Origin of the sequence: Lactobacillus sp. (assembly GCF_051893255.1) — a bacterium.
GTDB lineage: Bacteria > Bacillota > Bacilli > Lactobacillales > Lactobacillaceae > Lactobacillus.
Genome location: NZ_JBJFHB010000088.1, coordinates 1 through 22,624 on the forward strand (window position 1 = coordinate 1; position 22,624 = coordinate 22,624).

A 22,624-nucleotide genomic window follows, 5' to 3' on the forward strand; every position below is an offset into this window, starting at 1 on the left:
CAATCCAGCCCTCTTGTGGCTGTTGGCCGCGGGAGTTTTAGCCAGCGTGATCGTGGCCGGCTTCTTAGTCAAGCAGCAGCCCCATGCCGGCGGCTCCGGGATTCCAGAAGTTGAACTGCAGCTGCAAGGCAAGTTGCAGCTGGCCTGGTGGCCGATCCTTTGGCGCAAGTTTATTGGCGGGGTTCTGTCCATTGGCTCAGGCCTCTTTTTGGGCCGGGAAGGCCCGTCAATTCAACTAGGATCAACCATCGGCCAGGGCGTGGCCCAGGGCTTTAAGGCCTCCAAAACCGACTCCAGGGTCCTCCTGGCAACCGGGGCGGCCAGCGGCTTATCCGCTGCCTTCGGGGCGCCATTGGGCGGGGCCATGTTTATCGTGGAAGAGGTCTTTCACAACTTTTCGCCCCGGGTCTGGCTTAACGCCTTAACTGGCGCCATCATGGCCAATTTCGTGGTCTCCAATGTCTTTGGCCAGACTCCGGTCTTGGCGATTGACTACAAGCACAGTTTCCCGATCCTGCAGTACTGGCACCTGCTCTTGCTGGGGGCCTTCCTGGGCTTGATCGGGCGCCTGTACCAGTGGGGGTTGCTCAATTTCAGCCATGTCTATCAAAAGATCCCGGTCCTCCCGCGCTGGCTGCATGGGGTGATTCCGGCCGTGCTTTTGGTGCCGATCATGTACTTTTTCCCTGGCTATGTTGGCGGGGGGAACAACTTGATTCTCAGCTTGAACCAAATGCATGTCACTGGGATCTTGGCCCTAATCTTCCTTTTGCGGATCAGCTTTTCCATTATTTCCTATGATTCTGGTCTGCCAGGGGGAATCTTCTTGCCAATCTTGACCATGGGGGCGCTTCTCGGCGCCATCTACGGCAACTTTATGGCTAGCCTTGGCTTGTTAGACCAAAAGTTGGTCGTCAACCTAGTGATTTTTTCCATGGCGGGACTGTTCGCGGCCATTGTCCGCTCGCCGTTTACCGCCATCATGTTGATCGCGGAAATGGTGGGGTCGCTCTTGCACCTCATGCCCTTGGCCGTGGTTTCAGTTGTTGCCTACATCGTCAATGAGCTGCTGGGCGGGGAGCCGATCTATGAAAGCTTGGCGGGCCGGATGCAGACCAAGGAAGACAACGACTATGTCGGGGAAGCCGACCAATTGACTTTCTCTGTCTTTGAGGGCAGTCAGATGGCTGGCAAAAAGATCAAGGAGATCGCCTGGCCGGACCGGACCCTGGTCAAGGTCATCCACCGGGGGCAAAAGGACATCATCCCGGACGGCAACACCCAGCTGCTGGCGGGCGACTTGGTCGTGCTGGAGCTGGATGAAAACCAGCGCGGCGTCGTCTATGATGAAGTGGCTCGGTTACAGAATAATCAGTAGATAAGTATAAAAAGGCTGCTCAGAGAGCGGCCTTTTTGTGTTCCAGTTGCCTTCTTATTGTTTGCAAAAGTCAAAATCTTCCTGTCTTTTACGAGTATTCACTTAATTAATTTAACTTTATTAGTTAATAAAGCCCCAAAAAATGGCGAATAGCCAACTTTTTGGCAAAAAATGCTTACGAAAGATTCTGCAAACTGATAAAATGATCAATTGTCGTGATTGAAAATGGGAGGTAATTTTTGAAAAATACAGAAAATAATGTTGCAATGAAGGCAGTCGTGCCAACGGCTCATCCATGGTTGGCCATGCTGCCCTTGATGATTGGCGCTTTCGTGGGTATGTTCAGTGAAACTTCATTGAACATCGCTTTGCCGCAATTGATGGCGGCCTTAAAGGTCGGGCAGGGGCAGATCCAATGGCTCGTGACCGGCTACATGTTGGTGATCGGGATCGTCTTGCCCTTTTCCAGCTTTTTGACCAAGTGGTTCTCCACCCGGCAATTGACGATCTTTGCCTTATTGGCCTTTATCTGCGGGTCTGTCGTGTCTGGCCTTGGGAGCAATTTCGGGATCGTTCTGTTGGGGAGAATGGTGCAAGGGATTGGGACCGGGATCATTCTGCCTTTGATGTTTACGGTAGCGATGATGATCTTCCCAATGCAAAAGCTGGGCTCCGTCAATGGGGTGCTGGCTTTGGTCATCATGTTCGCCCCAGCCATTGGGCCAACTTTGACCGGCTTGATCCTGGCAGCAGCTTCCTGGCGCTTCGTCTTCTTTACTTTCGCCATTATTTTGGCAGTCGGCTTGCTCTTTGCCTTTACTTCTTTGAAGAATGTTGGCCGCTTGACCAAGCCCAAGCTGGATCTGCCATCGATTCTGCTGTCAGCTTTGGCCTTCTCTGGCTTGATCGCTGGGGCCAGCTTTGCCTCTGAATTTGGCTGGCTGTCAGTCCCAGTCCTGGCGGCCCTGCTGGTTGGCCTTGTCTGCCTCTTCTTCTACAGCCGCCGGCAACTGGCCATGAAGACGCCGATTCTTAACCTGCGCGTCTTCCGCCATCAAAACTTTGCCTTGGGCGGGATCTTGATGATGCTTGACTTTGCCGTGATCCTCTCTGCCATGTACATTTTGCCGCAATATTTGCAAAATAGTCTGGGCGTCAAAGTAGCCTTGACGGGGCTGATCATGCTGCCAGGTGGCTTGGTCAATGCCTTGACCAGTGCCTTTGCTGGTAGAATGTACGACACGCTGGGAGCCAAGTGGCCAACTAGAATCGGCTTCATGATTGCCTTGGCCGGCGCCATGATGCTGGCGGTTGGCAGCAGCCAAAGCGCCATTTGGTACGTAATCACCGCCCATATCATTTTGATGATCGGGACCCCTTTGGCCATGTCACCGGCCCAAACTTCAGCCCTGAACTCCTTGGAAGGGGCTGAATCTGCTGATGGATCAACCATCTTGAACACCATGCAGCAAATCATTGGTGCCTTAGCGACGGCTCTGTCCACCAGCTTCCTGACTCTGGGCAAGGCGGTGACTGCAGGTTCAGTGACTGCCAAATTTACCGGCGGCGTTCACTTTAGCCTGTACTTCACCATCGCCTTGATCCTGCTAGGCTTGCTGGTTTCATTTAAGGTGACGGATGATGGCCGCCCTGATTAGATATTAATCAGCTGATTGGCAATTTTAGTTAATTAAGAAACGTATTTCCTTGTAAGCGTTCAGCTTGCTTTTTAATTGAAGATATAGAGTAAAAAACGTTAACCACTACGCAAAAAAGGCCCCGAGCACATGCTCGAGGCCTTTTACTATCTAATTCAATTAAACGTTCAAGATCAAGAAGTAGATCACGAAGACCACAGCCAGGATCCACATCATTGGGGTGACTTCCTTGGTCCGCTTAGCCGCGGTCATGGAGAGCGGGTAAGTAATCAAGCCCAAAGCCATCCCGTCAGCAATGGAGTAGGTCAAGCCCATGCCGATCACGATCAAGAAGGCAGGAACGGCGATTTCCAGCTTGCCCCAAGAAATCTTGGCCAGGTTGGCAGCCATCAAAACGCCGACGATGATCAAGGCTGGAGCCGTAACCGTAGTCGTGACCACGCTCAATAGCGGGCTGAAGAACATGGACAAAAGGAAGAAAATCCCAACCCAAACGGCTGTCAAACCAGACCGGCCGCCGGCAGCGATCCCGGATGATGATTCAACATAAGCACCAACTGGTGAAGTACCGATGATGGAACCAGCCATCATGGCCGTTGAGTCAGCCGCCATGGCCTTACCGATTCTTGGCATCTTCCCGTCCTTGTCAACCAGGCCGGCTTGGTGAGCCAGACCAATCAAGGTACCAGTGGTGTCAAAGAAGGCAACCAAGAGGAAGGTCAAGACAACCGTCCACATTTGCACCGTGTTGATGTCGCCCAAGTGGAAGATGGCTTGGCCAAAACTTGGCTTCAGGCTTGGCGCCATAGAAATCACAGCAGTTGGCATCTTGCTTTGGCCGACGATCACGCTGAAGATTGATGATAAAATGATCCCGATGAAGATGGCACCTGGCACGTTCCGGATCATCAAGATGATCGTTACCAGCAAGCCGAAGATGGTTACCCAGGCAGCTGGGTTTTTGAAGGAACCGATGGTTACTAAAGTAGAAGGGCTGTTGACAACGATCTTACCGTTTTGCAGGCCCAAGAAGGCGATGAAGATCCCAATCCCAGCTGAGATGGCGAACTTCAAGTCGTTAGGGATGCTGTCAATGATCAATTCCCGCAACTTGAAAACCGTAATCAAGATGAAGATGATTGAGGCTACGAAAACAGCAGCCAGGGCAGTTTGCCACTTCACCTTCATACCGATGCAGACAGTGTAAGCGAAGAAGGCGTTCAAGCCCAAGGATGGGGCAGTTGCGATTGGGTAGTTGGCAAAAATCCCCATGATCAAACAACCAAGAGCACTGGCTAAAGCCGTTGCCGTGAAGACCGCCCCCTTGTCCATGCCACTGGCGCCCAAGACGCTAGGGTTAACGAACAAGATGTAGCACATTGCAAAGAAGGTGGTCAACCCAGCGATGAATTCGCGCTTAGGGTTGGTCCCTAATTTTTTAAGGTCAAAAAATTTACTAATAGAATCCATTTTTCCTCCAGTAGAAAATTGTTCGGAATTTACTCTGATAAGAGTGAACATTTATACTTTATCACGGAAAAGCCTGCCTGTAAATACGAATTATTGTCGAAAAGCGTATTTAATAGTTAACAAGTGAAAGAATATTTAAATAAAAAGCGCTTGAAACTAATGATTCAAGCGCTTGCAATATTTTCTAGAAATAATTCAACTTTTTGGGCTGAATTTTTAATATTCTAAATTTAGGCATTCAAAACCTTGTCGAGGAAAGACTTGGTTTCTGGTTCTTGTGGGTGATCGAAGATTTCTTCTGGGGTGCCCAGTTCCTTGATCACACCGCCGTAGAAGAAGGCCACCTTGTCAGAAACCTGCTTGGCAAAGCCCATTTCGTGGGTGACCACGATCATGGTCATCCCTTCCTTGGCCAGCTCCTTCATGACGTTCAAAACGTCCCCAACCATTTCTGGGTCCAGGGCACTGGTTGGTTCGTCAAAAAGCATGACATCTGGCTTCATGGCCAGGGCCCGGGCGATAGCGACACGTTGCTGCTGACCACCAGACAGGGTGGTCGGGCGCACGTCTGCCTTGTCGTCCATGTTGACCATTTGCAGGTACTTGTGGGCTTCCTCAATAGCCGTTTCCTTGTCCATCTTGCCCAGTTCAACTGGGGCCAGGGTGATGTTTTCCAAAACCGTCATGTTCGGGAACAGGTTAAAGTGCTGGAAAACCATCCCGATCTTTTCCCGGATCTTGTTGATGTCGTTTTTAGGATCAGCCAAATCCTTGCCGTCAACGAAGATGTGGCCCTTTTGGAATTCTTCCAGCTTGTTGATGCAGCGCAAGAAGGTACTCTTGCCTGAGCCGGATGGCCCAATGATGCAGACTACTTCGCTAGGCATCACGGTCAAGTTGGCGCCCTTGATAACTTCGTGAACGCCGTCGTAGCTCTTGTGCAGGTCAGAAACCTTTACTTTGTATTGTTCTTCCATGAAAAAGTCTCCTTAGTGTTGCATCTTCTTTTGGATGTAGTTGGAAATCCAAGTCAAGATGGTGATGATGATCAGGTACATGACAGCAATGATCAGCCACATCTTGAAGCCTTGGAAGTTTTGGGCGATCAGGGTTGAACCCGTTTGGGTCAAGTCCATGACCCCGATGGCTGACAGGATTGAGGTATCCTTCAAAGTGATGATGAATTGGTTGACCAAAGATGGAATCATCAGCTTAAAGCCTTGAGGGGCAACAACCTTCCACAGGGCCTTGTAGTATGGCAGACCCAGAGAGCGTGCAGCTTCCCACTGGCCCACGTCCACGCTTTCAAAACCGCCGCGGACGATGGCCCCGATGTAGGCCCCTTCATCCAGCATCAAGGTCAAGATGCCGGCCGTAAAGAGGGGCAGTTTGTGGCCAATAATGGTTGGCATCCCGATATAGATGAAGAAGGCCAGAACCATCATTGGGATCCCCCGGAAGATGTAGATGATGACATTGGCCACGCCGTGCCAGAACTTGTGCTCAGCGATCCCCATGATCCCCAAGATAATCCCGAAGATTAAGGCAAAAATAATCCCGACAATGGCCAGTTCAATGGTCATCCACAGCCCTTGGCCTAAAGCAGAGGCGTTGCTCTTGATCAGGCCCAAAATGGACGTGTCAGTTACCACTTGGCTCTTCACTGCCTTGCTGGAAGTGTACTTATCAATGATCTTTTGCAGGCGGCCCGTCTTCTTCAGCCAAGTCAAACCGTGGTTGAACTTCTTGAGCAGGGTTTGGTTCTTGCCCTTTTTAACGGCAAAAGCTAAAGGCGCGTTAGCCACTTGCTTGCCGACAATCTTGAGGCCGATGCCGTTAGCAATCCCGTACTTCAGTGAAGCCGCTTGGTCAAAAGCAGCGTCCGCGTTGCCGGCCTTAACGTCGGCCCAAGAAGTGTTGGAGCTAGTGTAGTACTTCAGCTTAAAGCCGTACTTTTTCTTGATGCTTTCAGCGTAAGTGGCCCCCATGGTCCCGGTCTTAACGTTGACCGTCTTGCCCTTTAAGTCAGACAGCTTGGTAATCTTGCTGTTTTGGGCAACGGCCATGGCCACCCCGTCAGTGTAGTAGGTTTGACTGAAGTCGATGGTCTTCTTTCTTTCGCTGGTCACGCTCATGCCGGCGATCATCCCGTCGAGCTGGCCAGATTGGAGAGCCTGCACGTCGGCGTTGAAGGACATGATCTTCAGGTCATACTTGAAGCCTTCGTGCTTGGCGATGGCCTTGAGGATGTCCATGTCGATCCCAGGGTTCTTGCCGTTGTAGGTACCATCTTTGTCCTGAATTTCAAAGGGCTTGAAAGTTTGGTCGGTACCGATAACGTAGGTCTTTTCTGCTGCTTGCGCCTTGCTGGTTGGGACCGCGATTAAAAAGCTGAGGACTAGCGCGATCAGCGGCAGCCAGAAGTGCTTGCGAAGCTTGGTTAAGTTCATTTAGTTAATTCCCCCTTTTTCTTTATTTAATGTTTGTCTAAAAACAGAATTGTTAACATTGTATCACGTTTTTAGGAAAAACTTATTTTTTCAAGAAATGTTAACTAAGAAAAGCAACCGCTCCCACCTAATTATTTAAAGTAAAAGGGGAGAAAAGTTTAAAAAGAACGGTTTAACCTTACAAATAGCTTACTAAACAAGAAAAAGACTTAAAATAAAAAAGCCCTCAAAAAGGGCTTTTAATTGGCAGTTTAGGATGAAAATTCGATCGATTCAGTCGCAATTTCACCGGCGTGCCAATCCTTTGGCAGCTTGCCAACTTCTTTGAGCTTCTTGGTGATCAGGGCCAAAACTTCGGTCCGGTCGCTTTCGCTGGCCATGAAGTCGTAGTGGTCGCCGTCGATCATCATCTTTGGCGAGTAGTCGTAGTCTTGGTACCACTTGTCGTAGTAGCGGAGCATCCGCTTGTAGTAGTCTTCAAGAGTGGGGTCAAAGCTGAGCTGCTCGTAAGACCGGCCGCGCTTTTGGATCCGCTTGATCATGGTTTCGTATGAAACATTGATGTGGACGAGCAAGTCAGGGTGCTTTTTCGGCATCCGTTCCAGCTCCTTCATCATGCTTTCCAAGAGCTCGTCGTAGGTCTGCACTTCCAGGTCATTGGCCCGGCCGATGTCGGCATTCATATGGAAGAAAAGCGAGTCTTCATAGATTGACCGGTCTAAAACATTGTTGTCGTCGCTGAGGGCTTTTTTAATACTGTGGAAACGAGTATTTAAGAAAAAGAGCTGCAGCAGGTAGGTGTACTTCAAGGGATCCTTGTAAAAAAGCGGCAAGACAGGGTTGTCATCAACGCTTTCGTAGAAGGGCTTGGTCCCCAAGTACTTAGAGAGAATTGCGGTTAAGCTGGATTTGCCGGCTCCAACGGGCCCACTTAATACAATAACGGTCATCACGTTCCTTCTATCATCACTATAAGTTGCCGATTTCGCGCAATTTGGTATCGATGATGTCCAAGACCAGGTCTTGGTCGTCGATATTGTCGACAAAGTCGTACTTATCGCCATCGATCATCATCTTTGGCGAAACGTCATATTGTTCATACCATGGTTCATAATAGCGCAAAAGGTTTTCGTAGTATTCCTTCAGGCTTGGGTCAGTGTCAAGCTGCTCGTATTCCCGGCCGCGCTTGCCGATCCGCTTGAGCATGGTCTCTAAGGAGACATGGATGTAGATCAAGAGGTCAGGCTTCTTCCGAGGAGTGCCAGGAACGTCTTCCATCATGTTGTCCATCAAATCATGGTAGATTTGGTATTCGGTCGGGTCAGCCACGCCAGAGTCGACGTTCATGTTGAAAAAGAGGAGGTCTTCGTAGATGGACCGGTCCAAGACGTCGTTGTGGTTGGCGGCAGCTTCGTTGATTTCGGCTAGTCGTCTATTAAGGAAGTAAGTGTTTAACAAGAAGGTGTACCGCTTCATATCTTTGTAGTATAAAGGCAGGACCGGGTTGTCGTTGACTTCTTCGTAATACGCTGTTGAGCCAAGGTGCTTGGCTAAGATACTGGTTAAACTGGATTTACCGGCTCCAATAGGGCCACTCAAGACAATAACGGTGATCACGCTCTTTCTATAAAATCATACTAGATCTAAGTTGCCTTTCTAGTTTATTGCAAGATCTAGTGGTTTAGCAAGACTTTTGCAAAAATATTTTTGAGCATTTTTTCTATAATAGCTCAGGTGAAATAGTATATAGGATTTTGATGCCAAAAACTTGCAGGAAAAAATGAAAGCGAAGTCGACCTTGAAGAGCTTTTTGTTAGTGTTATTACAAAATAGCGTGTACAAGTAAGATCCTTGTACACGCTATTTCTTTTTACTTTTAAATTTTCTAGTCCAAAAGACTAGCTGCGTCTTGGTCTAAGACCACCGTTACATGTGGATGCTTTTGCAAAACGCTGGCGGGAACAGCTTCGGTAATCGGTCCTTCAAGCATGTCCTTGACAGCTTGGGCCTTATTCTTGCCCTTAGCGATCAAAAGGATTTCCTTAGCCGTCATAATGTTGCTGATGCCCATGCAGATGGCGCTCTTTGGGACTTCGTCAATGCTGTCAAAGAAGCGGGAGTTGGCTTGAATGGTGCTTTCAGTCAAGGCCACTTCGTGGGTGACGCTGGCAAAAGGCGTCCCTGGTTCGTTAAAGGCAATGTGGCCGTTTTGCCCGATGCCCAAAACTTGCAGGTCAATAGGGTTGTCCTTGATCAGCTGGTTGTAGTGGTCGCATTCTGCTTGAACGTCCTTAGCTAGGCCATCTGGTACGTAAGAAGCCTTAAACGGCTTGAACTTGAAGAGGTGTTCTTGCATGAAGTAGTGGTAGCTTTGCACGTTGTCAGGAGCCAGGCCAACGTATTCGTCCAAGTTGATGCTGGTCATGTCCGTAAAATCAAGGTCGCTGGCCACGATTTCTTGATAGAGCTCAACAGGGGATGAGCCGGTAGCCAGCCCCAGGGTCTTGGCACCGCCTGCTACTGCCTCAGCCAGAAGCTTGAAGGCTTGCTTGCCCAATTCACTAGCGTTTTCCGAAACGATAACTTTCATGATGATCATAGCTCCTTTTTTAACTCACTCATATTGGTATAGTCCATTTTAGATTAGAGAAGCTTTTTTGTCAAGGTATAGACCAATAAATCTTGGTAAATTGTGAGTGTCTTTTTTAAAAAATTGTCTTCCTTGTACTATGCTTAAAAAGAAGAAAATACGGAGGGAAAAACATGAAATACATAACTATCAAAGGAGAAAAACTGAGCCAGCTGGGTCTGGGCACCTGGAATATGGGAGAAAAAGCCGCCAAGCGGGCCACGGAACTCGCAGCCCTACGCTATGGCTTATCCCACGGCGTCAATGTGATTGACACCGCGGAAATGTATGGGGAAGGGCAGGCTGAAAGCCTGGTTGGTGAAGCCATCAAGGATTTGGACCGGAGCCAGCTCTTCCTCATTTCCAAGTTCTACCCCTGGCACGCCAGTCCTCAAGACCAGAAAAAGAGCCTGGCCGCCAGCTTAAAGCGGCTGGGGACAGACTATCTGGACTTGTATCTTTTGCACTGGAAGAGCGGCTATCCTTTAGCAGAAACCGTTAAAGGCCTGCAGGACCTGCAAGCTGCTGGTCTGATCCGTCACTGGGGCGTTTCCAACTTTGACACGGCTGATGTGCAAGAACTGGTAGAAATTGCCGGGGAAGGGGCGGTTTTCGCCAATGAAGACCTCTACAATATCGACAAGCGGGGCGTTGAATACGACTTGCTGCCTTGGCAAAAGCAGCACGGCATTGCTTTTATTGGCTATTCGCCCTTTAACTCAGGCAACGGGCAATCCATCCCGGTCAAGTCCAGTCTCCAGCAGATCGCTGACGAGCGGGGCGTGTCCGTTCACCAAGTCATGCTGGCCTGGACCATGCGGACCGGGCAGGTCTTGACCATTCCCAAAGCCGGTTCAGTTGACCACATGCGGGCCAACCTGGCGGCTGCTGACCTGATCTTGACCGCCGGCGAACTGGCCGCCTTGGACCGGGATTACCTGCCACCGAAGAGCAAGCAGCCTTTGGAGAGCATCTAGCTTTTGTGCATACAGCTAGCAAAAATTCAGTTAAAAACTGCTAAATATCCGGATAAAGAAAGCGTCTGGGTCTTCGTGTTTTTGTGCCTATTGATTACTTTATTGTTGACGATCTGAAGAAAAAGCCTTGCTCCCACAACTGGAGCAAGGCTTTTCGTTTGCTTTAGTTTTTGACCAGACCTTGCTTGTCGCGCTTGATCAGGCTCAAGACGCAGGCAAAAATCAAGAGCGTGAAGACAAAGAGGACGATGAAGGCCGCTTGTGAGCCCATGACCACCTGCTTGCTTTGTCCTTGGTAAGGACTGCCGGCGATGGCGATAATTACGGACATGGCCGCGGTCCCAATCGAGCCGGAGTACTGCTGCAGCATGTTGAAGAGGGCGTTGCCGTCGGCAATGTGCATGACTTCCAGCTGCTGGAGTCCAATAGTCATGGAGTTGTTGTACATCATGCTGAAGCCAGTCATGAACATGACGTGGAAGATCACGATCAAGGCAATGGAAAGCTTCTGGGCGAAAATGATGTAAAGTAGGATGCCGGCCATGGCCAGGCAACTGCCGATCAAGAAGAGCTTCTTAAAGCCTTGGCTGTCCAAGAGCCGTCCCATGACCGGTCCGAAGAAGGCTGACAGCAGGCCCCCCAAGAGCAGCAGCATCCCGCTGGTTAAGGCGCTGGTCTTCAAGCCCAGCTGGGCCAGGTTAGGGATGACGAAAGTCAGGCTGATCTGGATAAATTGCAAGAAGGTGTAGATTAACAGGCCCAGGTTAAAGCTGGTATTTTTCAAAACGCCAATATTGATGATGTGGGCCTTGCCTTCCTGCTTGGCCAGCTTGAAGAAGCTGAACAAAGCGGCTGCGGTGACCAGGAGCCCGCCCCAAACCAGAGGGTTGGCCAGGCCGCTGCTCAGGTTGTTGACGGCCAGGGTCAGGGCGATCAGGGCCAAGACGATCAAGAGGTACTCGCTGAAGTTGAAGTGGTCCCGGTGAGCCTCATTGTCACTCATAAAGCAGGCCGCGATGATGCAGAAGATGATCGTGACTGGCAGGGTGAAGATAAAGTTGAACCGCCAGTTGAGGGCCGACAGGCAGATCCCGCCGTAAGTTGGCCCCAGGGACGGTGCCAGGGCAATGATCATCCCTGCCGTCCCGACAAAGGACCCTTGCTTGGCCCGCGGAACCTCCAGCATGATGATTGAAAAGAGCAGGGGCATGGCAATCCCCGTCCCGATCCCTTGAATGATCCGGCCCAGCAGCATGATTGGCAAGGTGGTCGACACCATGCAGATCACCCCGCCGATGACTAAAGCCGTGCCGGCCGCGATGATCAGGCTCTTGAACTTGAAGCTGCGCTGCAGGTAGGCGGCCAGAACGATCGTCAGGGTCACCGCCAGCAGGTAGGCCGTGGTGATCCACTGCACGTTGTTCAAGGACTGGTTAAAGACCTTCATCAGGGTCGGGAAGGTGACGTTCATTGACGTTTCCACCAAGACCCCGCTGCAGGCCACGCCCGCCGTCCCAACGATCGACCAGATCACGGAAGGGGTGACTTTTTCGTGAGCATCCATTAAATTAAAACCTCCAATAAAAAAACTCCAATTCAGCGAATCCGGGCCCGGAAAGGGTCTTTGGATTCAGCTAGAATTGGAGTCAGACTCAAATATTCTAGTGAACCAAGCTCCACAAAGCTTGCTTCAAAAACTTGTTATTAATCTACTTTAACATTTTTTCAGAAAAAATGTCAGTAAAAAACTACTTAGACTTGATGTAGTTTTGCCCGTCAGCTGCAGGACCAACCGTCTTACCGAAGAAGATGACCAAAACGATGATGGTCAAAACGTAAGGCGCGATTTGCAGGTAAACGGATGGCAGGCTGGAGATGCCTGGGATTTGGTTGCCGATGATACTCAAGCTTTGGGCAAAGCCAAAGAACAGGGATGAGAGCATGGCCCCAATTGGGTTGTAACGGCCAAAGATCATGGCTGCCAAGGCCATGAAACCTTGACCAGCGATGGTGGAAACGGAGAAGTTGCTGGAAATTGCTTCCGCAAAGATAGCCCCGCCGATCCCGCCAAGGAAACCAGAGATCAATACGCCAGCGTAGCGCATCTTGTAAACGTTGATCCCCAAGGTGTCAGCGGCTTGTGGGTTTTCACCACTAGAACGCAGACGCAGGCCAAAGCGGGTCTTGTACAGCACCCACCACAAGAAGATGGCCAAAACGATGGCTACCCAGGCTGGGGCAGAGGTGTTCTTGAAGAAGATCGGCCCCAAAACTGGAATCTTGGCTAAGCCAGGGAAGGAGAAGTAGCCGAAGTTTTGGGTAATGTTTTCGGTTTGACCCTTGTTGTAAAGGGCCTTAACTAAGAAGACCGCCAAAGGTGGCGCCATCAGGTTCAAAACCGTACCAGAGATAACGTGGTCAGCCCGGAAGTTGATGGTGGCAACGGCGTGAAGGAGGGAGAAAATCAGCCCAACGATCCCGCCAAGCAGGGCGCCCAGCCATGGGGTAGCAGCCCCGAAGGTTGAGGCACAGCTCAAGTTGAAGACAACGGCGGTGAAGGCGCCCATGGTCATGATGCCTTCCAGGCCGACGTTAACGATCCCTGAGTTTTCACTAAAGGTACCGCCCAGAGCTGCGAATATCAGGGGAGCAGAATAAACCAGAGTGGATGAAACGATCAGGGCTAAAATAGTCACAAAATTCATTATGCTTGCCCTCCTTCTTGTGAGTTAGCTTTTCGACTGTCAGTTTCGGCAGTGGCCAGGTAGGTTGCGGTCTTGTCAGTCTTCTTTTCCTTGAACAAGAGACCAACGGCCCAGCTGATGGCTACGAAGAAGATGATGGCAGCGATAACGATTGACACGATTTCGTAAGGAATACCGGCTAAAGTCTGCATCCCTAAGCCACCAATCTTCAGGATTGAGAACAAGATGGAAGCAAGCAGGATACCGATAGCGCTCATGCCGCCCAGCAGGGCAACGGACATCCCATCCCAGCCGATATCTAGCGTAGTCGTTTGGGTGAAGTAGTTTTGGTAAGTACCAAGACCTTGGATGACCCCGCCCAGACCACAGAAGGCACCAGACAAGAGCATAGAAACGATGATGTTCTTCTTGTCGCTCATGCCGGCGTAACGGCTGGCAAAAGGATTCAAACCAACGGCCTTGATTTCAAAGCCGACAGTAGTCTTCTTCATTACAAACCAGAAGATCACCAAACCGATCAGGGCTAAGAAGATACCACCGCTGATCCGGGAGTCGCCAAAGGCAGCACTTAAGGAAGGAATCCGCAAGCTGGCGTTGGCTGGGATGGTCTTGGTGGTGTCAGTGTCAATTCGCAAGTTCTTGCTCATGACGTCTTGGTGGAGGTACTGGCACAGGTACAAAACCGTGTAGTTCAGCATGATGGTTGAGATAACTTCGTTAGTCCCGAAATAGGCTCTCAGCCAGCCGGCAATCCCGGCAACCAAGGCACCAGCAATGATGCCGGCGATGATTTCGATTGGCAAGAGGATGTAAACTGGCAGATTCTTCCAGGCTAAACCAATCCAGATGGCGGTTAACCAGCCAGCTTGGGCTTGACCCGGCAGACCGATGTTGAAGAAACCAGCTGCTGAAGAAATTTGGAAGCCGATGGCGATCAAGATCAGGGGAGTTGCGTTACGGATGGTTTCCCCAATCCCGTTCATAGAGCCCAAGGCACTTTCAAACATGGAGCTGTAAGCTTGAAGCGGATCATAGCTCCAGATCAGCATGATAATGGCACCGACCAAAAAACCGGCAATAACAGAAACGATAGGCACTAAAAGCCGCTTGGCTTTAGGGCTAACCTTAATCATTTACGGCAGCCTCCTTCTTAAGATTTTTACCAGTCATGAGCAGACCAAGTTCAGTTTCGTTGGTCTGTTCAGGGTTAACTTCACCAGATTCGGCCCCGTCGTGCAAAACGATGATCCGGTCTGACAGTTGCAAGATTTCGTCCAATTCGTAGGAAATCAGCAAGACAGCCTTGCCGGCATCGCGCTGCTTCAAGAGTTGAGAGTGGATGTATTCGATGGCCCCAACGTCTAAACCACGGGTTGGCTGGAAGGCGATGATCAGGTCAGCGTCTCTATCAAGTTCGCGGGCGATGATGGCCTTTTGCTGGTTACCACCAGACAGATCGCTGGCAGGCAATTGTTCACTGGTCGTTCTAACGTCGAACTTCTTGATCAGTTCGCGGGCGTGTTCTCGAATGGCCTTTTCATTCATGATCCCGTGCTTGGAATATGGTTCCTTGTAGTAGGTTTGAATGGCCATGTTTTCGGAAATTGGCAATTGCAGGATCAAGCCATACTTTTGCCGGTCGGCAGGGATGTGGCCAACGCCAGCTTCAGTGATCTTGCGGACTGGCTTGTTGGTCAGATCTTGGCCCTTGATGTTGACTGAGCCGCTTTCGACATGGCGCAGGCCAGTGATGGCTTCAACCAATTCGTCTTGACCGTTGCCGTCGATCCCGGCCAAACCAAGGATTTCGCCGCGGCGGATGTTGAAGGACAAGCCCTTAACCGCTTCCGTGCCCCGGTCTTCGTTGACGTGGAGGTCCTTAACCGACAAGACAGTGTCGCCTAAGTGTTGTTCTTCCTTATCAAGCTTGAAGTTAACGTGGTGGCCAACCATCATTTCAGCCAATTGTTCGTCATCAGCGTCAGCGACGTTGACGGTTTGGATGGACTTCCCAGCTCGGATAACCGTTACGCGGTCGGCACTTTCCTTGATTTCCTTTAACTTGTGGGTGATCAAGATGATGGACTTGCCTTCCTTGGCCAGGTTCTTCATGATCTTGATGAATTCGGTGATTTCCTGCGGCGTCAAGACGGCAGTTGGTTCGTCGAAGATCAAGATGTCGGCGCCCCGGTAGAGGACCTTCAAGATTTCGACTCTTTGCTGCTGAGCAACGGTGATGTCAGAAATCTTGGCGTCAGGGTCGATAGCCAGACCGTATTGCTTGGACAAGGCAACGATCTTTTCCCGGGCAGTCTTGAAGTCCAGGGCTAAGCCCTTGGTGGTTTCGTGACCCAAGATGATGTTTTCCAAAACCGTGAAGGCTTGGGCCAGCATAAAGTGCTGGTGGACCATCCCGATCCCTAAACTGGTAGCCACGTTAGGACCAGAAATGTCGACTTTCTTCCCGCGAACGTAGATTTCACCAGAAGTTGGCTCAAGCAGACCAGAAAGAATACTCATTAAAGTAGACTTACCAGCACCGTTTTCGCCAAGAAGCGCCAGGATTTCGCCCTTGCGGAGCGTGAGGTTGATATCGTTGTTGGCCTTAAAGCCGTTAAAGTCCTTAACGATATGGCGCATCTCAATGATGTTTGTGATCTCTTTTTCCATAGAACAATGCTTTCTATATTTTACAAAAAACACTCCGTATTTATGCGGAGTGTTTCAAATTGACTACTATATATTGTGCTACTTACTTGGAGTAGTTGCAACTTTAATTTTGCCTGAAATGATGTTCTTACGTGCTGCTTGAACAGCCTTCCAGGTCTTAGCGTTCAGGTTACCCTTGGTTACAGAAACACCGTCGTGAGCTAAGCCGTAGGAAATTACCTTACCGCCAGGGAACTTACCATCGTAGGCCTTGTCTGCGATGTCCTTAACTGCGAAGCGTAGGCCCTTCAATACTGAGGTCAGCGTGAAGTTGGCCTTCTTACCGTCTTTTGAAGTGTAGTTACCAAGGTTTGATTGGTCAACGTCAACACCGATTACCCAAACCTTCTTAGCAGCAGTAGTGGCCTTGTTCCGGGTCTTAGCTTCAGTGAAGACACCGTTGCCGGCGTTACCAGCAGCTTGGTAGATGATGTCGGCGCCGTCAGTGTACATTGATTGAGCAATTGACTTAGCCTTGTCAGTTGAAGTGAAGTTGCCGATGTATTGGTCGTCGATCTTGATTTTCTTGCCTAAAGCCTTGGCACCGTCCTTAACGCCTTGCTTGAAGCCGGCTTCGAACAATTCCAAAACGCTTGACTTGGCACCACCGATAAAGCCAACGTGGTTGGTCTTGGTAGTATAAGCAGCTGCTAAACCGCCAAGATATGAAGCTTCGTTACTCTTGAAGGTAACAGAAGCAACGTTCTTTTGACCGCTAACAACGGAGTCAATGATAACGAAGTTCTTCTTAGGGTACTTCTTTGAAGCTGCCTTAACTGAGTCAGTCAGCATGTAGCCGACACCGTAGATGGTCTTGTAGCCAGCTTGTGCAGCTTGGGTGAAGTTAGGGGTGTAGTCAGCAGCTGATGAAGATTCAAAGTATTGGTAGCCACCCTTGCCTTGCTTAAGGCCGTGTTCCTTACCGTAGTCCTTGAAGCCAGACCAAGCAGCTTGGTTGAATGAGTGGTCGTCAACACCGTTGCTGTCAGTGATCAAGGCAACACCGTGCTTGGTGTCCTTGTTGGCAGTAGAGTTAGACTTCTTGCCGGAGCAAGCAGTTAAAACAGCAGCGACTGATAGGGTGGTTGCGCCGATAGCAACCAATTTCTTGTAGTTGAAACGCATATCGATTACTTCCTCTTCATTTACGAACGTTTGTATATTTAAGATACCATTAAGTTTGTCTAAAAGCAAGCGGAAAAAGAGCTGAATATTCGCTTTTTTGGGTATTTTTTCAAAAAAAGCTTTTTTAAATATGAGAAAGCGGTTAATTTACGAACAAATCTGTGCTTTTGTATAGACCAGTTCCCGGACTGGGAAGTTTAAGACAGTTGCGATACAATTAGCAGCAGATTAGAGAATCAGGAAAGTTAGTTAATCTGGGGCAGCCGCGAGGCTGCCTTTTTTGCTGCAAGTTATAACAGTTAAGAAAAAGGCGCCCATCGAATGATGAGTGCCGTGTTCACGAAAATAAAACAAGTCACGATAGGGTGACTTGCTATCCTAGATTGTTTATTGACTTTTTCCATAGTTTTCTATAGCACATCACATCGCTAATCAATATCGATTAAATTGATCCGGCGTTCTTTCGGAGATGGACCATCTGCGATATCCCAATAGAAAACGTTGACATCTTTATCTCTTAAGTTTCCAATGTAGATATATGTCCGTCTCTTGTCTTTGAGCGACAACGGGGCGCTTTATGCCAATGTGAAGCGGGATACAGTTCTGATCTATTGCCTGGTCCGGGGGATGTCAGTGATCGATACTGACCAGCAGCTGACCCAATATGGCTACCAGAGCTTGAACGAGGAGGAGTAAGGGGGTAAGATGGTGAAGATTAGTTGTTGGAGGAGGAAAGGGTGAAAATGGAAGAGCTGGTATTGATTGCTTTAGCCACTGTTTCAGCTTTGTTTGAGCTGACAAGTTTGGCTAGATTAATGCATGTAAGTTGGAAAAAAGAAGACCTGCTGACAACCGCGGGCTTGGGTGTCTTAACTTTTGAATTCATTTTCGCGAAAGAAGCAGACCAGCAGGTCGCCCTGTATCTGGCAAACATTGTTTTGCTGCTGTCGGCTTTTTACTTTTATCACCGGCAAAACTGGCAAATACTTCTTTTTTATGGCATGAGCGTGTCTTTGGCAAATCTGTTGCTTTTACAAGCGTTTCTCAAAATTGGCAGGAGCAGTCTGCTCCTGGTCTTGCTCACCTATGCTGTTCTGGTGCTAGCGGCAGAAGGCTGGCGGCGGCTGAATGAAAAAAGCCACAAGCAGCCGGATTATCTGCTGAAAATATATCTGCTTTCTAGTCTTTTAGCTTGGGATTTTAGCTTGTGGCTTTTTGGCTGGTCAGAGGCCAGCCTTTTGATCTTGCTGCTTTTGCAGGGTTGCTTGACCCTGTTGGTTTTATTGGCCAACCAGCGGGACTATGAACGGCAGCTGGCTGACCAGGAAAGAGAGAATTTGCGCAGCTATCTGCAGAGCGTCAGAAATAGCGAGGAAGAATTGCGGCGCTTTAAGCATGACTATCAAAACATGCTGCGCAGCTTGGAGCTTTCTTTACAAAATGACCAGGCTTCAGCTGCCTTGGCCAACTTGAAAAAGTATTCTGATGACATTTTGGAAAGAGAAGAGTTGTGGCAGTTCAAGGACGTTGACCGGATTGCTGACCTGCAGCTGCAGAGCTTGGTGATCGCCAAGCTGCAGAAACTCCGCCGCTTGCAGATTCGCTATATTTTCGAAGCCCGGCAGATGATTGAAATCCCAGCAGGGATTGATGCATATGATTTGATCAGAATCATTGGGATTGCTTTTGACAATGCCATTGAGGAAAGCCAGGCTTATCAAGCGAGTGGTCAGAGCCCTATTGTTGAGATTTTGTTTTATCGCGATCAGGGAAATTCCTTTGAATTTACCATAAAAAATAAGATGCGAGACCAGCAAAAAGCTGATCTGCCGGCCTTTGGCCAAAAGAATTTTACCAGCAAGCAAGGGCATGCCGGTTTGGGTTTAAGCAATGTACAAGAACTGCAGAAGAAATACGCGAATTTGTTTGTTGAGTATCAACTTGAAGGAGACAAGTTCATTTTTGGGCTGACTGTCGCATAATTAGGGGGAAAGATGACTGAAATTTTGTTATGTGATGATGACCTGCTTCAGGCTCAGGCTTTGGCAAAGGTGGTTAAATTGGCGGGAGAATTTTTAGCGGAGGATTACGGACAAAGCGTTTCTGTTTCAGCAATGGGATCCCCGCAGGAGGCCCTGACATACGCGGCTGACCGGCAGGTTCAGCAGGGGATCTACTTTCTGGATATTGAATTTGCCAAGTCGGAAATGGATGGCTTAGATCTGGCGGAAAAGCTCTTGCATTCTGATCCCCAGGGCCAGATCATTTTTGTAACCACGCATTCGGAGCTGGCCTTGCAGACTTTTCAGCGAAGAATCGGTACGCTGGACTATATCGTTAAAAATGCTGATTTGGACAGTCTACAGGAGAGGGTTGTGGCGACTTTGCGCCTGGCAATGGAAAGATTGACGCAACTTAATTTGATTAAAAAGCAGACTTTTACCTATAAAGTCGGCCGGCAGCTTAGAAATATCAACACTGATGATGTCTACTACGTCGCGACGACGCCATTTCCACATAAGCTGCAACTAGTCGCAAAAAATCTGCGGGCGGAGTTTGTCGGCAATCTTAAGCAGCTTGATCAGGAATGCGGTTTTTTGTTAAAAATCTCCCAATCTTGCCTAGTTAATCCTAAAAATATTGCTGAGATAGACTTGCATGCTCGGACTATCTCTTTAGTTGACGGGGAGAGGCTGAAATACGCGCGCAGTTGCAGCCGTCAGCTGCGACAGCTGAAGCAGAATTGACCGCTTATGACGGATAAATGACTGGATTTGAATTTCTTGCCCCTCTTTTTTGCACTGAAACTATAATTCTGATTAGGCCGAAAGGATAGTTCTGATGTAAAGGTAGTTTCGCAAGGAGGAGCACGTTATGAATTTGCTTAAAAAACTATTTTTTGTAGCATGTATAGGAGTATTTTTAGGGTGTATTAATACCACGGTTGTGCATGCAGATACTGAAAAGAATGATCAAGTTACTATAGATGATGTTCATAAAGCTGATGAGTACGTGAGCGTCAAAGGAAATCGGTTTGTATTCGATGAACAAAAAGCTAGGGAAAAGCTGTCTAGTGAAGATGTTAAAGTCATCAATGATCAAATAGCTAGAGTTAATCAACAGATTGCGTCGAATTCAATGAAAATTGATACGGAATCTAAAGAAATTTATACGCCTGTCAAGTATTTTTCTTTTGCAGTTCACAAAAGTAATTACACGACTAAAACATTTTGGTGGGGAAAGAGATATTACTTTACTTCAAATGAAGCTGTGAAGAGAGGCGCCGCTCATTTCAGAAAGATTGCTAATGATCGTGGAAATGATTCCATCTTTTGGAGTGCAGTTGGCGATGCTGTTGCTTATATTTCACCATGGTATACGTTAGCAGCAAACTTGGCATCGTTGGGTGTTCAAGGTGTAGCAAACAGATTTAACCGTGCTGCATCAGACCTTGTTTCTTATAACAATAAGCACCGTAAGAATAGAATTTATCTGGACTTCAATTTTTCCTGTCAATATTCTTTGCACATTTTGAAGTAAAGGTGGAGGAAAGAAATGAATAGCTTGTTTTTGATAAATTTGTTGATTAGCGGCGGGATGCTGCTAAGTGGTTTCAAGCAGCTTCCAGTGACTTTTAGCTGGCGGAAAATGGCAGTAATCTTTCTGGCAAGCGGGAGTCTGCTCCTAGTTGAAGGAATACTAATCAGAAAAATATTTGAAATGGCCCTGGTGCTTTTCGTGATCGCGGCTCTCTATCTGCTGCTGGGTTTGGCCGGACTAGTCATGATGCTTGTTAACAAAGACCACCGGCGTTTCACGAGTGCAGACTGGCGCGATTTCGCGGCGGTGTTGATCATCAGTGCCTTACTGGCTTTCTACTTTTTGCGGGATGCGACTTTTAATTTATCCAGCATGCTGTTGCCAGAGGCAATGTTTCTCGCTGGCCTAGTCTTGGTCACTTGGGCCGTTAAAGCCGGGAGAAAAGCTTAATAGATGAAAAAGTGCTGAGCTTCTGTTCAGCACTTTTTATATCCAATTTATAGAAAAGATACCATTTAAGCGAAAAAAGGAGTATGCTTTCAGTAAAGAATGAAAAGTGAAAACAAGGTGAGTGAACAATGAAAAAAGAAATTCCAACCCTACCCTTTAATTCCTCGCAAGGAATGATCATGTTGGCCGCTAGCATCTATAGCGTGGCCCTGTCCTTCATAGTCCAGGAGTACGTCTCCAGCCCCGCGGTCAACAGTTTGGTCAACAACATCAGCGTTGCCGTGAGTGTGGCCTTTGCCTTGGCTATCGGCAGCTTTGTTGACCAGCATGGTGCCTGGCGGATTCTCTTTTTTACCACCTTGCTTTCTGGAATAGCCTGCTTGCTTCCGCCACTGATTTTTGACCTGGACAAGGCGGCCTTCATCGGCGTCTTGATTGTTGTCGACATTGTTATTTCTGTTATCAGTGAATTCGACAACGCCGCCAGAACCGTTTATATCGTCCGCAAGGAGAACCGGGAGGCCATCCCCTTAGTGCAGCAGGGGATCAGCTCGCTGAACTCTATCGCTTCAATTGTCGGTTATCTGCTGGTTTTCGTGACCCTCAGCTTTGTGGCTTTGCCCAACTACCTCTACCTCTGCGCCGCCCTTTACCTGCTGGCCCTCTTAATCTGGCTGCGGGTACCGGCTGACCAGGTTGCTGTTGATTCTAAGCCCAGCTTCAGCTTTTCCATCCTGGCCCGCGACATCCGTGAATCAAGCCGGATTGTTTTCAAAGAAGGCATCGCCCTGATCTTTGCTGCTGAAGTCCTGTTTACCTGCCGGAACCAACTGGTCATGAGCCTGGTAATTTTAAAAATCGGCCGCTATGATCCCAAATTCAAGTCAATCCTGGTGATTGGCCTGGGCATCATCTTGGCCGTGGCTGTTGGTGCTGGCCTCAACCGGGCTGTGGTCAGCCTGCCTGCTGGTCTCAAAAAGCTCTCTGTCCTTGCCTTGATCGTCCTTTCTGCCGGGGTAACCTACCTAAGCGGCGGGGCAGGCCGCCAACTTTCTCCCTTTGTTTTCGGCCTCCTGCTTGGTAGCATTTTTGGTACCGGCATCCCAGTCTACACCTACCTGGAAACCAGCCGGATCATGAAAACTCCCGCCGCCTATCAAGGACGGAGCACGGCCCTGCTACGCTTCGTGGGCATCTTTTTGACCTTGATCATGGCCATGTTCCTGGGCTTCTTTGAAGGCCGGGTAAAGAGTAGCGTGGCCCTCTACTTCTCAGCTGGCGCCATTATCCTCCTCGTGATCTTCTGCCTGGTCTTGCTCCAGTCTGGCCACGAAAAAAACGCCTGATACGCAAAAAATCTCTGAGCTCCTGCTCAATGTCATTAAGTTAAGGCATTGACTTTGAACGGGGAACGCTTTAGGACACTCATCTAAGTTTGATGAGTGTTTTTTGCTTAATTTTCGAAACCGCTTCACGCCATCTTTGGTTAGGGATTTTATCAAAGGTGGCGTATTTTTATGACTAAGAAGCATC

General features: G+C 48.9%; 20 protein-coding genes. 9 read left to right on the forward strand and 11 right to left on the reverse strand.

Annotated features, from left to right (window positions below):
* Together ACI4WN_RS08400 and ACI4WN_RS08405 are read left to right on the forward strand one after the other, a co-directional pair.
* A partial coding sequence (locus ACI4WN_RS08400; RefSeq protein WP_439777793.1) for a chloride channel protein occupies nucleotides 1–1,378 on the forward strand: 1,378 nt, incomplete at its 5' end.
* A gap of 239 nt (nucleotides 1,379–1,617) precedes the next feature.
* Nucleotides 1,618–3,036 carry a DHA2 family efflux MFS transporter permease subunit gene (locus ACI4WN_RS08405; RefSeq protein ID WP_439777794.1) on the forward strand — a complete coding sequence of 473 codons (1,419 nt, stop codon included), beginning with the start codon at nucleotides 1,618–1,620 and terminating at the stop codon, nucleotides 3,034–3,036.
* 159 nt (nucleotides 3,037–3,195) lie between these two features.
* On the opposite strand, the gene ACI4WN_RS08410 is transcribed toward ACI4WN_RS08405, so the two are convergent.
* The 6 genes from ACI4WN_RS08410 to nagB form a co-directional block, all read right to left on the reverse strand.
* Complete coding sequence (locus tag ACI4WN_RS08410; protein WP_439777795.1) at nucleotides 3,196–4,506, reverse strand: NCS2 family permease; 1,311 nt, start codon at nucleotides 4,504–4,506, stop codon at nucleotides 3,196–3,198.
* A gap of 230 nt (nucleotides 4,507–4,736) precedes the next feature.
* Nucleotides 4,737–5,483 (reverse strand): amino acid ABC transporter ATP-binding protein, encoded by a 747-nt coding sequence (locus ACI4WN_RS08415; protein ID WP_439777796.1) that lies wholly within the window; start codon nucleotides 5,481–5,483, stop codon nucleotides 4,737–4,739.
* A gap of 12 nt (nucleotides 5,484–5,495) precedes the next feature.
* Nucleotides 5,496–6,956, reverse strand: coding sequence for an ABC transporter substrate-binding protein/permease (locus tag ACI4WN_RS08420; protein ID WP_008459599.1), 1,461 nt, complete (start codon nucleotides 6,954–6,956; stop codon nucleotides 5,496–5,498).
* 251 nt (nucleotides 6,957–7,207) lie between these two features.
* Nucleotides 7,208–7,906 carry a deoxynucleoside kinase gene (locus tag ACI4WN_RS08425; protein ID WP_439777797.1) on the reverse strand — a complete coding sequence of 233 codons (699 nt, stop codon included), beginning with the start codon at nucleotides 7,904–7,906 and terminating at the stop codon, nucleotides 7,208–7,210.
* A 19-nt stretch (nucleotides 7,907–7,925) separates the two neighbouring features.
* The gene (locus ACI4WN_RS08430) at nucleotides 7,926–8,573 is read right to left on the reverse strand and encodes a deoxynucleoside kinase (protein ID WP_008459603.1); all 648 of its coding nucleotides are present in this window, start codon (nucleotides 8,571–8,573) and stop codon (nucleotides 7,926–7,928) included.
* 268 nt (nucleotides 8,574–8,841) lie between these two features.
* The gene (nagB, locus tag ACI4WN_RS08435; protein ID WP_439777798.1) at nucleotides 8,842–9,546 is read right to left on the reverse strand and encodes a glucosamine-6-phosphate deaminase; all 705 of its coding nucleotides are present in this window, start codon (nucleotides 9,544–9,546) and stop codon (nucleotides 8,842–8,844) included.
* Between the two features lie 173 nt (nucleotides 9,547–9,719).
* On the opposite strand from nagB, the gene ACI4WN_RS08440 reads away from it, so the two are divergent.
* Nucleotides 9,720–10,562: an aldo/keto reductase gene (locus ACI4WN_RS08440; protein WP_439777799.1), complete on the forward strand. Its 843-nt coding sequence runs from the start codon at nucleotides 9,720–9,722 to the stop codon at nucleotides 10,560–10,562.
* Between the two features lie 163 nt (nucleotides 10,563–10,725).
* Here the strand turns inward: ACI4WN_RS08440 and ACI4WN_RS08445 are convergent, their stop codons facing one another.
* From ACI4WN_RS08445 to ACI4WN_RS08465, 5 genes are all read right to left on the reverse strand, one after another.
* Nucleotides 10,726–12,126 (reverse strand): MFS transporter, encoded by a 1,401-nt coding sequence (locus ACI4WN_RS08445; protein WP_439777800.1) that lies wholly within the window; start codon nucleotides 12,124–12,126, stop codon nucleotides 10,726–10,728.
* Nucleotides 12,127–12,310: 184 nt separating this feature from the next.
* Entirely contained in the window at nucleotides 12,311–13,267 is a 957-nt protein-coding gene (locus ACI4WN_RS08450) for an ABC transporter permease (protein WP_439777801.1), read from the reverse strand.
* Nucleotides 13,267–14,400, reverse strand: coding sequence for an ABC transporter permease (locus ACI4WN_RS08455; RefSeq protein ID WP_412131263.1), 1,134 nt, complete (start codon nucleotides 14,398–14,400; stop codon nucleotides 13,267–13,269). The genes ACI4WN_RS08450 and ACI4WN_RS08455 overlap by 1 nt, the downstream gene beginning before the upstream one ends.
* Nucleotides 14,393–15,937, reverse strand: a complete 1,545-nt coding sequence (locus tag ACI4WN_RS08460) for an ABC transporter ATP-binding protein (protein WP_008459617.1) — start codon at nucleotides 15,935–15,937, stop codon at nucleotides 14,393–14,395. Before ACI4WN_RS08460 ends, ACI4WN_RS08455 begins: the two co-directional genes overlap by 8 nt.
* A gap of 78 nt (nucleotides 15,938–16,015) precedes the next feature.
* Nucleotides 16,016–17,101, reverse strand: a complete 1,086-nt coding sequence (locus ACI4WN_RS08465) for a BMP family lipoprotein (protein WP_439777802.1) — start codon at nucleotides 17,099–17,101, stop codon at nucleotides 16,016–16,018.
* A gap of 549 nt (nucleotides 17,102–17,650) precedes the next feature.
* Here ACI4WN_RS08465 and ACI4WN_RS08470 point away from each other — a divergent pair.
* From ACI4WN_RS08470 to ACI4WN_RS08495, 6 genes are all read left to right on the forward strand, one after another.
* Entirely contained in the window at nucleotides 17,651–17,797 is a 147-nt protein-coding gene (locus tag ACI4WN_RS08470; protein WP_439777803.1) for a hypothetical protein, read from the forward strand.
* 47 nt (nucleotides 17,798–17,844) lie between these two features.
* Nucleotides 17,845–19,083, forward strand: a complete 1,239-nt coding sequence (locus ACI4WN_RS08475) for a sensor histidine kinase (RefSeq protein ID WP_439777804.1) — start codon at nucleotides 17,845–17,847, stop codon at nucleotides 19,081–19,083.
* 12 nt (nucleotides 19,084–19,095) lie between these two features.
* On the forward strand, nucleotides 19,096–19,848 hold the full coding sequence (locus tag ACI4WN_RS08480; protein WP_009557402.1) for a LytR/AlgR family response regulator transcription factor: 753 nt from the start codon (nucleotides 19,096–19,098) through the stop codon (nucleotides 19,846–19,848).
* A 127-nt stretch (nucleotides 19,849–19,975) separates the two neighbouring features.
* Nucleotides 19,976–20,641, forward strand: coding sequence for a hypothetical protein (locus ACI4WN_RS08485; RefSeq protein ID WP_439777805.1), 666 nt, complete (start codon nucleotides 19,976–19,978; stop codon nucleotides 20,639–20,641).
* 15 nt (nucleotides 20,642–20,656) lie between these two features.
* On the forward strand, nucleotides 20,657–21,091 hold the full coding sequence (locus ACI4WN_RS08490) for a hypothetical protein (protein WP_439777806.1): 435 nt from the start codon (nucleotides 20,657–20,659) through the stop codon (nucleotides 21,089–21,091).
* Between the two features lie 128 nt (nucleotides 21,092–21,219).
* Nucleotides 21,220–22,437 carry an MFS transporter gene (locus ACI4WN_RS08495; RefSeq protein WP_439777807.1) on the forward strand — a complete coding sequence of 406 codons (1,218 nt, stop codon included), beginning with the start codon at nucleotides 21,220–21,222 and terminating at the stop codon, nucleotides 22,435–22,437.
* The last annotated feature ends 187 nt before the right edge of the window (nucleotides 22,438–22,624 follow it).